Origin of the sequence: Pseudonocardia xishanensis (genome assembly GCF_039541715.1) — a bacterium.
Classification (GTDB): domain Bacteria; phylum Actinomycetota; class Actinomycetes; order Mycobacteriales; family Pseudonocardiaceae; genus Pseudonocardia; species Pseudonocardia xishanensis.
Map to the genome: position 1 here is coordinate 1 of NZ_BAABGT010000082.1, position 13566 is coordinate 13566.

The window sequence follows — 13566 nt, forward strand, 5'->3', positions numbered from 1 at the left end:
ACACCAACTGTCACCGATGTCCTGATGCGGAACTGTCACCCATGTCCTGAGACATCACAGCCGTCACGACCTGGCTTCTGCGGCTTGTGCGGCTTTCGCGGCACGAGGATGGACCTCCCACATCGGCGACGAGGGGCGGCCACCGGTCGGAGCGGGCACGGGGCCTCGTCGGATGAAGTCGTGGGCCTCGAGGAGGGTGAGCGGCGCTTCGAGGTCGGTGACCTTGCGGAACCGGGCGCGGGACAGGCCGGAGAATGCGTCGCGTCGGCTGAACCGTTGGGCTCCCACGCGGTTGATCCACTCCAGGACCGTGCGGGCGTCCTCGACGGTGGGATCCGCGGCCATCTGGTCGAAGACGGCGAGGGCATGGCCGAGGAAGTAGTGGCCCAGTCTCGCCGCGGCGTCGAGATGTCTCGTCGGTATGGGTTCGCCCCACCCTGTGGGGAGGACGTCGGAGAGGAACAGCAGGCCGGCAAGGCGGGCGATCGCGCCGTTGAGCTTGGAGGCCCAGTCGGTCATGTGGGCCAGGTCGGCGTGCGGCGCCAGGCGGGGTTCGAGGCGGCGTTCGAGGTCGAGGACCTCGCGGTCGGCCTCACGGCTCAGCCGTAGACGTTGGGTCTCGTCGTGGTCGGCGAGGAGCATCACGAGCCTGGTGAGGCGGCTGGCGTAGGTCTTGTCGATCGGGGCCGGGACGGCGGGTGCACCGACCTGGCGGCGGCCGACGATGTTCTCGGGCAGCGAGTAGAGGATCCGGGCAAGCAGGCCGCGGCCGCGGAAGCCGGGCATGCGGGCGATGCCCTGCAGGACTTCGGGCTGCAGGGCCAGGCCGAGGGTGAGCGCGGGAGACTCGACGTGTTCGGCGGGGCGGCCCTTGCGGTCCACCCGCAGCAGGTCGCCCGAGTGACCCTTCAAGAACGTTTCGAGGTTCGGAACGCCGCTGCTGTAGCGCCCGGCGATGGTGGAGAAGATCCCGCCTTCCGCAGACAGCACCGCCAGGCGGCCGCGCTGCTCTGCGAGGAGAGAGGCGGCGGCTTCGGTGGTGACGTCGTCGGCGATCAGACGGGGCAACGCTGGGACGGGCTTCTCCGCTTCGAGGGTGTACTCGGCCGCCGCGTTGAGCGCCTCGGCGCGGGCGGCGGGGTCGCGGACGTTCGTGGCCTCGATCGTGCGCCTCTCGGCTTCCTTCGCCGCCATCTTGCGCGCGAGCTCGGCCTCCGCGATCCGCGGGCGTGCCTGGTCGATGAGCTGGCCTTCGGCTTCCAGCAGCGGGGCGGTCATCGCAGCGAAAACTGCGCTCTTGCGCGAGCCCGGGGGCATCGCGACCACGGTGTAGAGGTTCAGGGGCTCGCGCCATCCGGGCCGGATCTCGATCTCCGCCCGTCCGCCCGCTGCTGTGGAGAGCGCCGCAAGGGCCAGGCAACCGGGTAGGTCGAGTGGGGTCTGGGTGAACTCGGCGACCGCCATGACCATATCCGCCACCCACGTCGGCAGCGCGTCCACGGGGAACGGTGGGGCCAGGCGGCGCGGGGTCAGTGGGGTCGGGTCAGCCTCCCAGCCCTGGGCGGCGGACTGGTCGTCGTTGTGCAGGATGGCGAGGCGGCGGTCGGCGTCGAGGCCGTTGAGGATGTCGTTGGCGGTGCGGCGCCTGGTCACGGCCGTCCTTCCGAGGGTGCGTGGCGGGGGCATCGGGACCCGGCCGTCAGGCCTGAGCGGATCGTGCAGTGTGCCTCCGCAGCGGGCAGGCCGATCGCCGCAGATGCCTCGGCGAGCGCCGCGGTCGCCAGCCCATCGGGGAGCAGTCCTCCGCCGACGAGCTGGCCGAGGGCGAACGCCGCGGCGTTGAGGGTGTGGTTGCGGTGCCCGGGCGTGGCAGCGAGGACGCGGTCGAGCTCGCCGTGCAGCGCTGCGGCGGTGTAGGCGGAGCGGCGGCCGACCACGTCGAGCAGCGGAGCGAAGTCCGCGCTCCGACGGCCAAGGTCTGCCTTGTCCTGTTCCTCGGCAAGCAGCCGGGTCAGCCACACGGGCAGCGGCGCGACCCGCGCCTCGGCCGCGCGGTAGCGGCGACCGCGGACCACTGACCCGGCCGCCACCACATAGCCTCCGGCAGCGCGAACATCAATGAGCCACCCGATCCGCCCGGCCGAGTTCCTGATGGCTACGTCCTCGGGCGCGGCGTAGTAGAGGTGCTCACCGCCGCTGCCGGTGCGAACCGAGAATGTGTCCACCGGCGGTGCCACGTCGTGGTGCTCGGCGAGAGCGGCCAGGACGTCGGCGCCGTCGGTGATCCCCGGTCGGTCCCACTCCGACGGTCGGACGCTGTCGGGCTTGGGCCGGTCCAGGTCGAGCACCACCAGACCCGAGGGCCCACAGGCGATCCCGATCCCGAACGGGCCGCGCTCCCACGCCTTCCGGATCCGGACTACGTCAGTGGTCGCGCGAGCCTCCCAGTCCCGAATGGCGGGGCGCTTGTCGTTGGGGCGCAAGGGGAACACGCGCCAGCCGCGGGCAGCGTGGGACAGCGCGGCGCGAATCAGCTCAGTGGAGGCCATGACCGCTCCCCCGCATCGGCCGATCCACGAGGTCGGGGCGGCGTGCGATTCTGCAGGCATGCGCGTCACCGAGCGCGACGTCGACCTCATCCCACCGGGCAACCTGCACGTGCCCCGGCGGGAATTCGGTGCGCTCTGGGCTGCCGCTGAGATTCGCTCCCAGGAGCAAGGCGCGAACGGCGTCACCGACTACGCCGCGGGCGCGGTGGCGATCACCTGTCGCTGGCTGGCGGTGGCGACCGTCGAAGGTCCGGGTGGGCGACGTCGTCCGGCGTCGGCGCCGATCACGAGTACCTCGCGGACCGCGCAGGAGGAGCTGATCGAGGCCGAGTACCTCGCGGCGGAGACCTTGGCCGCGCGGCCCGCGCCGCCGGACTGGCTGGCGCGTCAGCCAGGCTACCTGGCCGCCGTGTGCGCGACGCTTCGCTGGGCGTGGCGCGGCGTCGGCTCTGCCCCAGTGCTTGCCGATCACTGACCTGGTCATTCGCGCTCCAAGGCGTAGTCGTCGGTGGTGTCGAGCTCGGCGGTGCGGTCGGGTGGCGGGAACTCCTCGGCCGCGTAGTGGGCGTCGTAGATCTCGCGGGCCTCGATCTCGGCCAGGGCCTGCTGCGCACGAGTCACCGCGGCCGCGGTCTCGTCCGCACTCGGGACGCGCACGGCGTCCTCGCCGTGGTCGAGGTCCCGGCTCTGGTCGCGGATGTCCGCTGTGGGCTCGTGTCGCTCGCGCGACGAAACCTCGAGCTCGTACTCCTCGGTGATCTCGCGGTCCCGCTCGTCCTCGGTTTGGTCGGCGCGGTGGGCGGCAAGCCATTCCTCGGCGGTGACGGCGGGCTCCGGGGCGGTGTCGGCGTGGCGGAGAGCGAGCTCGGCTCGCGCCCGATCCCCAGCAGCGCGGGTGGCGGCGGTGTGGGCCAGCCAGCTCGACCGAGCGTCGTCCACCTCCTGGAGCTCGGCTGCCCGCTCGTCGAGGACATCGGCGAGCGCACCGGCGTCGTGGCTCTCCTGCAGCAAGCGATCCGGGTCGGTGGAGGTCTCGGCTTCGGCGGCGCGCAGGGCTGCGGTGCGGCGCTGGGCGTCGGCGGCCTGGTGAGTGCCGGCCAGCTCGTTCGCCACGTACCGGGGCGCCCACACCGCTTCCCGCTCGGCGGCACGGATGCGGACGCGCAGCTGCCCGTCGGACATCTCGATCTCTTCGCGGTCGATCTCGGGACGTCCGAGGGAGCGCCACGCCGCGCGGTAGGCGGCGAACGCCTCCACCTGCCCGGGCGCGGGTGCCGGGCCGAGAGCGTCGGCGTCGCCGGTGTGCCCGCGCATCTCCCGGTACGCCGCAACGGATCCGACCTCAGTCGCCCACTCCCGACGGGCAGTCATCTCCTCGGGCGGCTCGCCGAAGGCGTCGAGTGCCCACCGAGGTGGTTCCTCGGCCGCATCCAGGCCCAGCTGTCGGGCGCGGACGTCGGCGGCCTCGGCCAGGTTGTCGAGATAAGCCTGCCACTCAACGTTGTCGACGCGGGGTGCCCACTCGGACCAGGTCTGGCCGACGGGGTCGAAGCGGTGCCGCTCGGTGATCCGGCTGTAGAGGACGTTCGTGGCGTTGCGCGCGCCGTCGAGAGAGCGGTCCGCGGCGGCGTCGTGGAGGACCTGACGGGCGTCGAGGCCGGCCAGCTCGGCGCTGCGCAGGACGCGGGTCAGCGAGGCGGCGCCGTCCTCGGCGGCGATCCGGGATCGGTCCCGCAGGCTGATCGTGCCGTCCAGCGCGAGCGCGTCGAGCCAGCCGGCGGTGCGCTCGGTCGCTGCCAGCTGAGCGGCGTCGGCCAGCAGCTCGGCGGGGGTGCGGACGTTGTCGGTCTCCGCTGCCGACCGGGTCGCTGTCGCGAGCGCAGAGTGTGTGCCGGTGCGGTCGTCGGGATCGAGGACGAGCGCCACCGCGGCGACCGGGTCCCGGCGAACGGTCTGGTCTTGGTGTCCGTCGGCGGGGTCGAGTGGGGCGGTCTCGGTGACGACGTGGGCGAGGTTGCTCTCCCGTCCGCGGGACATCCCGACGTAGAGCGCCTGCGGGCTGGTGCGTGGGGTAACGACGACGTGGCTGGTGTCGACTGTGCGGCCTTGCGCGGAGTGGACGGTGGAGGCGTAGGCCAGCGCCATGTTGTCGGCCACGTAGTCGGCGGGCAGTACCATGCGGTCGTCCCCGGCGGCGACCTCGAGCCCACCGTCCTCGCGCACGGCGGTGACGGAGTAGGTCTCCCGGTTGATCGGGCCCCGCCGGTTGCCTTCCACGCCTGCGAGGTGCCAGCCGTTCGCGCGGGCCTCGACCAGGTCACCGACCCCGGCGAATGTGCCCTGCAGGCCGAGCGGAACGCCGCGCTCCGCGACGCGACCGAGCCGCACCAGTTCCGCGCGCAGCGAGGCGGAGAGCGTGGCGACCTGCTCGTTGGTGTCGACGACCAGGAGGGACTGCTTGCCTGCGAGGGTGTCGGCGAGCCAGGCCTGCGCGGCGGTGGTCTCGGCATGGCCGAGGGTGCCGGAGTCGAGCAGCCGTCCGTGGCGGTGGTAGTCGCGGAGCACGGTCTCGTCGCCGTTGCGCAGCCGCAGGGATGCGCCGCGTTCCCAGTCGTGGGTGAAGCGGCGGGCGTCCGCGAGCTCGTAGCGAGCTCCGGAGGCCGAGATGAGGTCCATCCCGCCGCCCGCACCGACCGCGGCGAGCTGCTTGTGGTCCCCGACCAACAGCAGCTTGGCGCCAGCGGCATCGACATAGCGGTAGATCGCGGCGAGGGCGGGGGTGTCGGTCATCGCGGACTCATCGACCACGACGAGGTCCCCGGCCCGCAGCCGCCAGGACCGGTCGTCGTCGCGCACCTCGGCGGCGAGCCGCTCCTGGGTAGCGAGCCATCGGGCGACGTTGCGCGTGGTCAGCCCTTCGGCAGCGAGGACATCGGTGGCGACCTGGGAGGTGGCCAGCCCGAACACCCGGCGTTCGGCGGGATCGTCGTGGAGCTCGGGATCGGCCCAGGCGCGGGCCAGCGCGCCGACGACGAACGACTTGCCCGTCCCGGCCGGCCCGATCAGCGACTCAACGCGGGCGCCGGACGTCAGGACTCCACGGACCGCAGCCGCCTGGTCGGGGCCGAGGGAGATGCCAGACTCGCGCAGGCCGTCGAGGAACCGCTGGGCCTGGCGCGGGTGCAGCGCGGCGGCGTCGCGCTCGGTGGTCGAGGCGACCAGGATCCGCTCGATCTTGAGCTGGTCGGGCGTGGAGTACAGCCGACCACCCGGGGCCTGGTAGGCGGAGTCGCCGTTGGCGAGGCGCAGCTCGGCGGGCAGCGCCGCCTGCCCGGGACGGTCGCTGTCGAGGGCGACGGCGTGCTGCAGGGCCTCGTCGGCGAGTTGGTCGAGCAGCGACGCGATGTCGGTCCCGGCGGGTGTTCCGAGGTGGTCCGGGAGTGCGGCGTTGATCGCTCGTGTGAGGTCCGAGCGGGTCCAGGTCGCCCGCTTCGTCTGGACGTCCGCCAGCGCCGTCTCGATCACCGCCTGCGGCGACCAGGACTGAGCGCTCCGCGAGGCGGGGCGCGCGTCGAGCGCCGCTCGGGCGACACCGGCGAGGCCGTCGGCGACCTCCGAGCGCAGCTGGGCATCCACCCGGTCGAGCAGCTGCGCACGGGCCTCGCCGTCGTAGGTCTTTGCCTGCCTGGTCGCGAAGGTGGCCTGCCGGGACAGCCGGTCGCGCTCCAGGCCGTTCGGGGTCCGGCCGAAACGGGCCTCGAAGTCCGCGATCAGCTCCTCGGCCTTCGCGGTGACCGCGTGGCGCCGCGAAGAGACCAGCGCCATCGCCTCGGGTGCGACGCCGACGATCTCCCGTGCCTTCCCGTCCGGCCGCATCGCTAGCGATAGCCCGAGTCCGTGGCTCAGGCGCTCCTCCGTGGTCCGCTCCGCGACCGCCGCCGCACCCGCGCGCCACTTGTGCATCCCGCGCGAGTCCAGCGTGCGCCATTTTCCGCCCGGTGACTCGACGCGGTTGAGGACCGCGTTGTGGATGTGCAGCTGCGGGTCGTGGTCGCGGGAGTCGTGCTGGAAGAAGGAGGCGACGACCCAGTCGTGGGCGACGACGTAGCGCCCGGCCGCGCCGCCGTGGTGCCCGACGCGCGAGAACCCGGACTTGTCCGAGAGGTACGCGAGGCCGGCGTTGTTGCCCGCCCAGATCGCGTCCTCCACCGCCTGCCGGTAGCGGTCCCACCCCGCAGCCGACTCCGTGTCACCCGCCGCGGCGGCCTTGACCTGTTCAGCCTCGAACGCCGTGTGCAGCAGTGTCACGGACTTCTGAACGCTGAACGTGACGTCCAGGAACGCCACGTTCCGCCGCGCCAGCTTGCCCGCCTCGACCCGGAGTTCAGCGCGCCGTTCAGCGTCGGCGTGCGGCTCGCGTGTCAACGCAGCCGCGTACAGCGTGTCCTCCGAGCTGTACTTGCGGCCGCTGTGCCCCAGTGTCGGGATCTCGTCCCAGCGGGACTCGTCGGTGAACGCCTCGTGCCGCGGGTCGAGGAACCGCTCGTAGACGGCCTTCATGTCCCGGGCCTCGACGAGGCCCTGCAGACCGAGCTGCTCGGCTCCCCGCCCCCACCAGCGCCCCGGCGGCTCGCCCTCGGCCACGGCGCCGGTGTAGTAGTTCTCGCGACCCGTCGCGACCGCCTTCAACAGGTAGTCGGGGCTGTAGCCGACGGCGATGCTCAGCACGGCACCCACCGGCCGAAGGCCGCCCGTCGGATCGTGATGCCTTGGTGTGCTCGCGTTGATCTTGGTCGTTTCGTCTGGTTCTTAGCGCTGGTCTGGATCATGAGTGGGTGCCTTCGTCGTCGTGTCGTGCTGGGACGAGGTGGAGTGCTGTGGGCTGGTCGCGGAGGGCTTTGAGGGCCTTGGCTGCGGTGCCTCGGGAGACTCCGGCGAGGTCTTGGAGCTCGGAGACGGTCGGGAGGCGGCCGTGCTCGGCCGCGTGGGCGCGCGCCCGGGTGCGGGCGCGGTCGCGCTGCGGCGACTCGACCGGCCGTGCCGGTTCCGGCGGGTCCAGCTCGACGGCAGGTGGCTGTACAAGCTCGGCCTTTACAACGGGCTGTTCAGCGGGCCGCTGTACAACCGTGTCATCGGTCAGCAGGTACAGCAGGTGTGCCACCACCGCCGCCGCGACAGCGGGCCAGGCGCCGATGCCGAACCGTACGGCCGGGCTCGCTTCAAGCCCCTGTTCAGCGGCGAGGTACACCGCCTGTGCCAACCCGGACAGTCCGGCCGCCACTACCACGACCGCCCACGCGTACCGGGCCGCCGATCCGGTCAGCCGCGCCGTGGCCGCATAGGCGACCAGCGCGAGCCCGTCCGTTATGAGCGGGTAGAGCCACGCGATCCCGGCCGGGACGCGGGAGGCGACCGCCACCTCATAGAGCCCGTGCGCGGTGGCCGCGGCAGCCCCGACGGCGACGGCGAGGCCGGGCAGCCAGATCGCCCGCGCGGTCACGACCGACCGTCCAGCGTGCGGCGGATAGTCGACGCCTCGGTCGACGCCGCCGGTTCTGGCGCCGCACCATCCCGGTCGCCTCCCCACCACCTGGCGATGTCCTCGACCACGTCGGCGTTCGGGACGTCGGGTGCCTGGCTGTCCACCGTCGTCCAGCCCGGTCGAGCTCGGTGGTTGTCCCGCGAGCACAGCCCGGCGTACTTGTTGATCCGCCGCACGACCCCCGGGCGCAGTCGCTCGTGCCAGTCCCCCGCCAGCGCCACCGACGCCCCGTCGCCCTGGTAGGCGGCCGACCAGGCGTGCATCAGCCACAGCAGCTCCTCGACGACGTCGGGGTGCCAGCACCAGCAGTCCGGGAACCCTTGCGTCGAGTCGCCGTAGCGCAGGTAGACCGCGCCGAGCCAGGCCACGAGATCGTCGAGATGGGCACGAACCTCGGACTCGTCGACGGGCGCCATCAACCACGACGGCGTCGGCTTCGCCGCCCGCGCGCGGAGAGCGGTCACCGTCTCTGCCAGGTCTGCGAGCAGACGGGACAGTTCGTCGACGCGCACCGGGAACCCGCGCAGCGCGCCGACCTCGCGGCGCAGACCCTCGACCTCGCGCGCCAGGCCAGCGATGGCGTCCGGCGGGATCACGACGACCACCCGTCGGCCTCGGCGATGTCCGCGTCGGCTGCCTGGTACACCGGATCGGGACCATGAGCAGCGGCGACGGCATGCCGAGCGCGTTCGAGATCGTCGACCGGCTCGAAGGTCTGAGCACGGGCTACCCACCTCGACGCTTGCCGGTCGGCGTGCGCGGCATATCCAGGGCTCTCGGACGGATCCGAGACGGACGCGATGTCGCCCCAGTCCGCGGCGTACTCCGCGGCTCGATCGCGGGCTTTGGCCGGCGTCTCGCCGCGCTCGTAGTCGACCCACTCGTAGTCGCGGCGGATCTCAGCCACGTCTTCGGAGTCGAGCCCCCACCGGTGGACCGAGTAGCCGAGCCGGTCGCTCGTCTCGGCGAGGTAGTCACGGACCATCGCCTCGGCGACCTCGGGCGCGCGCCCGGTCTCGGTGACGAGCTGGTCGACAGCCTCGGCGCGGGTCAGCGGTTCCATGGTCATGCCTCCTCTCGGATGTCGACCACCTGGCCGTCGACGACGAAGGCGTCGGCGGGGAGCCTGTGGGTCGCGGGGCGGGTGAACGCGGGGCCGGGCCAGCCCGGCACGAGGCGAGCCAGGGCGAGACGGGCCGGTGGGAGCCGCGCGGCCAGCCCGACGATCCGACCGGCCGTGCGCGGACGGCGTCTGCTGTATCGGGTCCAGCGGACGTCTCGCCGCCGCCACGCCATCTGCGCGCGCCCGACGACCGGCGCGATCCCGCGCCGGATCACCAGCACCTTCCCGGTCGGCAGGTTCGCGATCTGAGCAGGCGCGAGCACGGGTGTCTTACGGGTCGCGCGCGTCACCGTCCGACCACGCGGATCCAGGGTGTCCGCGGGCTCGTCGCGCTCGCCGGTGAGCGTCGACCAGAACTGCAGGTCCTCCCGGTCTCGGGTGCCGCCGAACACCATCACCGCACCGGCGTTGTTCAGGATCGTCGCCGCGCCGTGCTCGCCGTAGCGGGCCAGCAGCTGCGCCCTCGACTGGACGACGATCAGGATCGTCACCCCGCGCCCGCCCATGTCCGCGGTCCACGCCTCGAGCGGGACCGGGCAGATCAACGCGGCCTCGTCGAGCGCGAGGCGCAGCCCCGGGTCCAACCGGCCGCCCGGCCTCGTCGCGGCGATCCGCCGTGCCTCCCGGGCGACGTAACCGGTCAGGGCGGTGACCAGCGGAGCGGCATGCGACTCCTCGCCGCCGAGCAGGAACACCGTCCCCCGAGTCGTGAGCAGATCCGCGACCTCGAGCGGTCGCGCGCCCTCCGGTCCGAGGCCTGCCGCTTCACGGGCCGATGCGGACGTCAGCCAGCTGAGCGTCGGCATGATGGTCGAGGTGATCGACGTCCGGGTGCGGTCGTTGGTGCCGACGAACTGCTCGAACGAGACCCGGAACGCCGGCTCCGGCGAGCGCCGCAGCAGCCCCGTGACCTCCTTGTGCGCGGTCTCCGGGTTCGCGGTCCAGTCCAGCACCTCGCGCATCGACCGGTGCCCGAGCGCCGCGGCGTGCAGCAGCGCCTCGAGCACTCGTCGGCCCTGCAGCTCCCAATACTCCCGGTCTCCCCCGCGCCCTCGCGACGACACCGCGGCGAGCAGGTCCGCCGCCCGCTCAGCCGCAGCGACAGGGTCCTCACAACCGGTCAGCGGGTCGAAGGTGATCGACGATGCGACACCGCCCAGGCCGGACGGGTTGAAGGTGAAGACCGGTCCCTTCTCCTCGCGATACGGAGTGCAGAGGTCACGGAGGTCCAGCCGGGTGCTCGTGGCCAGGACGGCGCCGGGGGCGTCGATGATCTGGCCGGCGAGCCACCCGGACTTCCCCGATCGCGGGCCGCCGACCGACACCACGACGTCCTCGACCGACGACCACACCCACTGCGATCCCGACCGGCACAGCCGCACCGCCACGTCGGTCACCGGCAACGCGAGCAGTTCGCGCCGCGTCGCGCCTTCCAGCGAGGGACGGACCGTGCCCGCCTTGCGCAGCATCGCGCCGGACCCGGCGAACCGGAACACATCGGCCGTCGAGGCCACGCCAGACTTGCGGCGCGACCGTGCGCCCCACCGCGACACCGTCGACGACGACCGCGTCCACCGATGCCGTACCACCAGCAGCCCGACCACGACGATCGCGACCAGAGCCGGCCACGACACCGCCCGCACAATCGTCACCAGCGGGAACACCGCCATGACCAGCAGCCCGACCGCGATCCCACGGGCCCGACGAGCCCACGCGATCACCGCCGCGACCACCAGCCCCAGCAGGATCAGCGGGGTCGGAGTGAGCAGGACATCGATGCCGGCCATCAGTCGCTCCATCCCGTGTCAGTGCGCCACTTCGTGAGCGAGGCGCCATGCCGGGCGCACGTCTCGCCGTGCCCGGTCTCCTGGTCGTCGGGGTGTGAACTGCTGCCGGTCCCGTAGTCGGTGACCAGCTCGCCGCAGCACCCACAGCGCCAGTACGTCGATGGAGCCTCGAACGACCGCCAGGCAGGCTCCGCGCGGCGACCCTCCACGACCTCGGCGAACGCCACTTCGGCTCGCACCTCGTCTGCGGCCCCGTTCGGGAGCCCGAGTGCCTCGCCGATCTCGTCCCACGAGCGACCCGCGGCGCGGGCGTCCCTGGCCTGCTCGACGAGCAGCCCGCGCGCGGCGTTCGCCAGTGTCCGTGCCGCGCGTACCCCCGGCAATGGGTCCACCAGACGTCGTCGGGTCAGCATCTGGTAGCCGGGGATCGGCTCGACGACGATCTCGCCGCCGTACTCCTCGACGGCGAGCCGCTCGGCAAGACGGTGGATCTGCTCTCGCGCCGCGGTCATCGCGCTCCTCCTGTGGTCGTTGTTGTGAAAGCGAGTGCTGCGTGCGTCATGCCGAGATCGCCGCCCGCCACCGCTCGACGGTCCGGTCCGTGACCCCGCAGCGCACCGCGACGTCCTGGTTCGACTCGCCCCGCTTGAGCAGCGCGAGCCCGGCCGCGCGGATGTCCTCCCGCGGCGACGGCTGCCGGATCCGGCCCGGCCGCGGCGCGAGCGACTCCGCCCGCGCCGCGCGACGCTCCTCCGCCGTCAGCCCGCCGGCGATGCCGACGTGGATGTGGGTCGTCGACCACTCCAGGCAGGCATCCCGCACCGCGCACCGCCCACACACGGCCTTCGCCGCGGCGACCTGGTCCTCGCACAGCGGACCCTCCTCGACGACCGGGAAGAAGAGCTCCGGGTCCTCGCCGACACAAGCAGCCCGGGCTCTCCAGTCGGCGCTCATCCCTGACCCGCCTGGGTCGTGTCGGTGAGGACCGGCGTGGTGGTGTCGTTGAGCGTCGACATGAATGTCGCGACGGCACCCGGCAGACCAGAGCCCGCGGGAGTCGCGACGAACAGGACGAGCGCCACGAGCGAGAACACGACCGCCCGCCCGGGAAGCGGGCCTTGGCGCAGAGGAACGCGCCGACGATCGAGAAGAAGATGAGAACTCCGACGGCTTCCATCACGCCCCCTCAGCGGTGAATGCGGCGGCGTCGACGACGCCCTGGGCGGTCACGGCTGCCTCGGCCATGGCGTCGACCGCGGCGGCCGGGATGATCAGCCGGCCGCGGATCTTGACGGCCGGGAACTCCTTGTCCGCAATGGCGCGGTAGACCGTGACCCGCGACATCCCGAAGATCCGCGCGACCTCCGCCACGCTGTAGAAGCGGGGACGAGCCCCACCTGAATTGGTCCCAGACATGTCCACCTCATCTGTGCAAGCTGACCAACTCAGTAAGGAGCCGGTCACGATTTCGATCCAGTCGCTCTGCCTCGTGCTGTGGACAGAGCGTCTCCCTGTGAACAGAGGTTGCGACAGATGACTCGGGGTGACACGGGATGACGCGCACTCCGGATCAGGGTTGATTTCTGCAGCTCAGAGCGTCATCGTGTAGCTGGAGGAGATCAGGAGGCGTGATGAGCAACAGGCTTGCGGCAGCGCGACGAGAGCGCGGCTGGACCCAGGCGCGACTCATTCACGCCCTCCGCGAGGCCGCCCGAATTCACAATCGTGAATTGCCCAGCTCAGCCAGCCTGAAGCGCCGAATCGCGGCATGGGAGAACCAGGACAAGGGCATCAGCGAGCAGTACGCCGAGCTGCTCGGCGAGGTGTACGGCAAGACGCCCTTCGAGCTCGGCCTCATCGTCGAGACCCCGGCGCCGGTCATCGAGCTCGAGGCGATCCCGACCTTCACCCGGCTCGACGACGGCCTCGTCGGACTCCTCCACGACCAGACCCACACCATCCGCCTCATGGACCGACGACTCGGCGGCGACGCGATCTTCCGACAGACCCGCGCCCACGTCGACCAGATCGAGTCGCTCCTCCGCCACGCCATGCCCGGCGCCCACCGCGAGTCCGCTGCCGACGCGCTCAGCCAGGCCGCCGCCCTCGCCGGCTGGCAGGCCCTCGACAACGGCCGCCTCGACGAGGCCTGGCAGCTCCACGAGACCGCCGTCTCCGCGGCCCGGGAATCCGGCGTCGCGGCCGAGCTGGGATACGCCCGCGCGCAGCAGGCCTACGTCCTCATCGACGCCGGCGAGCACGCGGCGGCACATCAGCTCATCGGGGCCGCGCGCGCTGAGGCAGCGTCCTCAGTCCCTCAGGCGTTGGCTGCCTGGCTGCTCGCGGCCGAGGGCGAAGCCCTGGCCCACCTCGGCGACCGCGACGGCGCCCTCCGGGTCCTCGACGCGGCGGCGGACGTCATGCCTGACACTCCGGACGACGATCTCCCCTACGTCATGCTCGACGCCGGTCACCTCGCCCGCTGGCGCGGCAACTGCCTCGCCCGCCTAGAGCGTGTCTCTTAACTGAGGCGGGCGTGGATGACGACCGCAGCGAGGAGGACTC

General features: G+C 72.2%; 13 protein-coding genes. 2 read left to right on the plus strand and 11 right to left on the minus strand.

Features of this window, described 5'->3' with window-relative positions; all coding sequences use genetic code 11:
* Positions 1 to 63 precede the first annotated feature (63 nt).
* Positions 64 to 1653, minus strand: coding sequence for a YfjI family protein (locus tag ABD993_RS26085; protein WP_345423903.1), 1590 nt, complete (start codon positions 1651 to 1653; stop codon positions 64 to 66).
* Positions 1650 to 2549 (minus strand): bifunctional DNA primase/polymerase, encoded by a 900-nt coding sequence (locus ABD993_RS26090; protein ID WP_345423906.1) that lies wholly within the window; start codon positions 2547 to 2549, stop codon positions 1650 to 1652. The genes ABD993_RS26085 and ABD993_RS26090 overlap by 4 nt, the downstream gene beginning before the upstream one ends.
* Positions 2550 to 2607: 58 nt before the next feature.
* Between ABD993_RS26090 and ABD993_RS26095 the strand changes: the two genes are divergently transcribed.
* Positions 2608 to 3024, plus strand: a complete 417-nt coding sequence (locus tag ABD993_RS26095) for a hypothetical protein (RefSeq protein WP_345423909.1) — start codon at positions 2608 to 2610, stop codon at positions 3022 to 3024.
* Between the two features lie 5 nt (positions 3025 to 3029).
* Here ABD993_RS26095 and mobF read toward each other — a convergent pair whose 3' ends face one another.
* The 9 genes from mobF to ABD993_RS26145 all read right to left on the minus strand — a co-directional run bounded on the left by mobF (position 3030) and on the right by ABD993_RS26145 (position 12417).
* Positions 3030 to 7277, minus strand: coding sequence for a MobF family relaxase (gene mobF / locus ABD993_RS26100; protein WP_345423912.1), 4248 nt, complete (start codon positions 7275 to 7277; stop codon positions 3030 to 3032).
* A gap of 97 nt (positions 7278 to 7374) precedes the next feature.
* Positions 7375 to 8049: a sigma-70 family RNA polymerase sigma factor gene (locus ABD993_RS26105; protein WP_345423915.1), complete on the minus strand. Its 675-nt coding sequence runs from the start codon at positions 8047 to 8049 to the stop codon at positions 7375 to 7377.
* On the minus strand, positions 8046 to 8687 hold the full coding sequence (locus ABD993_RS26110) for a hypothetical protein (RefSeq protein ID WP_345423918.1): 642 nt from the start codon (positions 8685 to 8687) through the stop codon (positions 8046 to 8048). Before ABD993_RS26110 ends, ABD993_RS26105 begins: the two co-directional genes overlap by 4 nt.
* On the minus strand, positions 8684 to 9160 hold the full coding sequence (locus tag ABD993_RS26115) for a hypothetical protein (RefSeq protein ID WP_345423921.1): 477 nt from the start codon (positions 9158 to 9160) through the stop codon (positions 8684 to 8686). Before ABD993_RS26115 ends, ABD993_RS26110 begins: the two co-directional genes overlap by 4 nt.
* Entirely contained in the window at positions 9157 to 11001 is a 1845-nt protein-coding gene (locus ABD993_RS26120) for a type IV secretory system conjugative DNA transfer family protein (RefSeq protein ID WP_345423924.1), read from the minus strand. The genes ABD993_RS26115 and ABD993_RS26120 overlap by 4 nt, the downstream gene beginning before the upstream one ends.
* The gene (locus tag ABD993_RS26125; protein ID WP_345423927.1) at positions 11001 to 11513 is read right to left on the minus strand and encodes a hypothetical protein; all 513 of its coding nucleotides are present in this window, start codon (positions 11511 to 11513) and stop codon (positions 11001 to 11003) included. The genes ABD993_RS26120 and ABD993_RS26125 overlap by 1 nt, the downstream gene beginning before the upstream one ends.
* Before the next feature lie 46 nt (positions 11514 to 11559).
* Positions 11560 to 11955, minus strand: a complete 396-nt coding sequence (locus ABD993_RS36895) for a WhiB family transcriptional regulator (protein WP_425569146.1) — start codon at positions 11953 to 11955, stop codon at positions 11560 to 11562.
* Entirely contained in the window at positions 11952 to 12095 is a 144-nt protein-coding gene (locus tag ABD993_RS26140) for a hypothetical protein (protein WP_345423930.1), read from the minus strand. The genes ABD993_RS36895 and ABD993_RS26140 overlap by 4 nt, the downstream gene beginning before the upstream one ends.
* A gap of 82 nt (positions 12096 to 12177) precedes the next feature.
* On the minus strand, positions 12178 to 12417 hold the full coding sequence (locus ABD993_RS26145) for a helix-turn-helix domain-containing protein (protein WP_345423933.1): 240 nt from the start codon (positions 12415 to 12417) through the stop codon (positions 12178 to 12180).
* Between the two features lie 215 nt (positions 12418 to 12632).
* Between ABD993_RS26145 and ABD993_RS26150 the strand changes: the two genes are divergently transcribed.
* Positions 12633 to 13526 (plus strand): NsdA family TPR-like regulatory protein, encoded by an 894-nt coding sequence (locus ABD993_RS26150; protein WP_486362899.1) that lies wholly within the window; start codon positions 12633 to 12635, stop codon positions 13524 to 13526.
* The last annotated feature ends 40 nt before the right edge of the window (positions 13527 to 13566 follow it).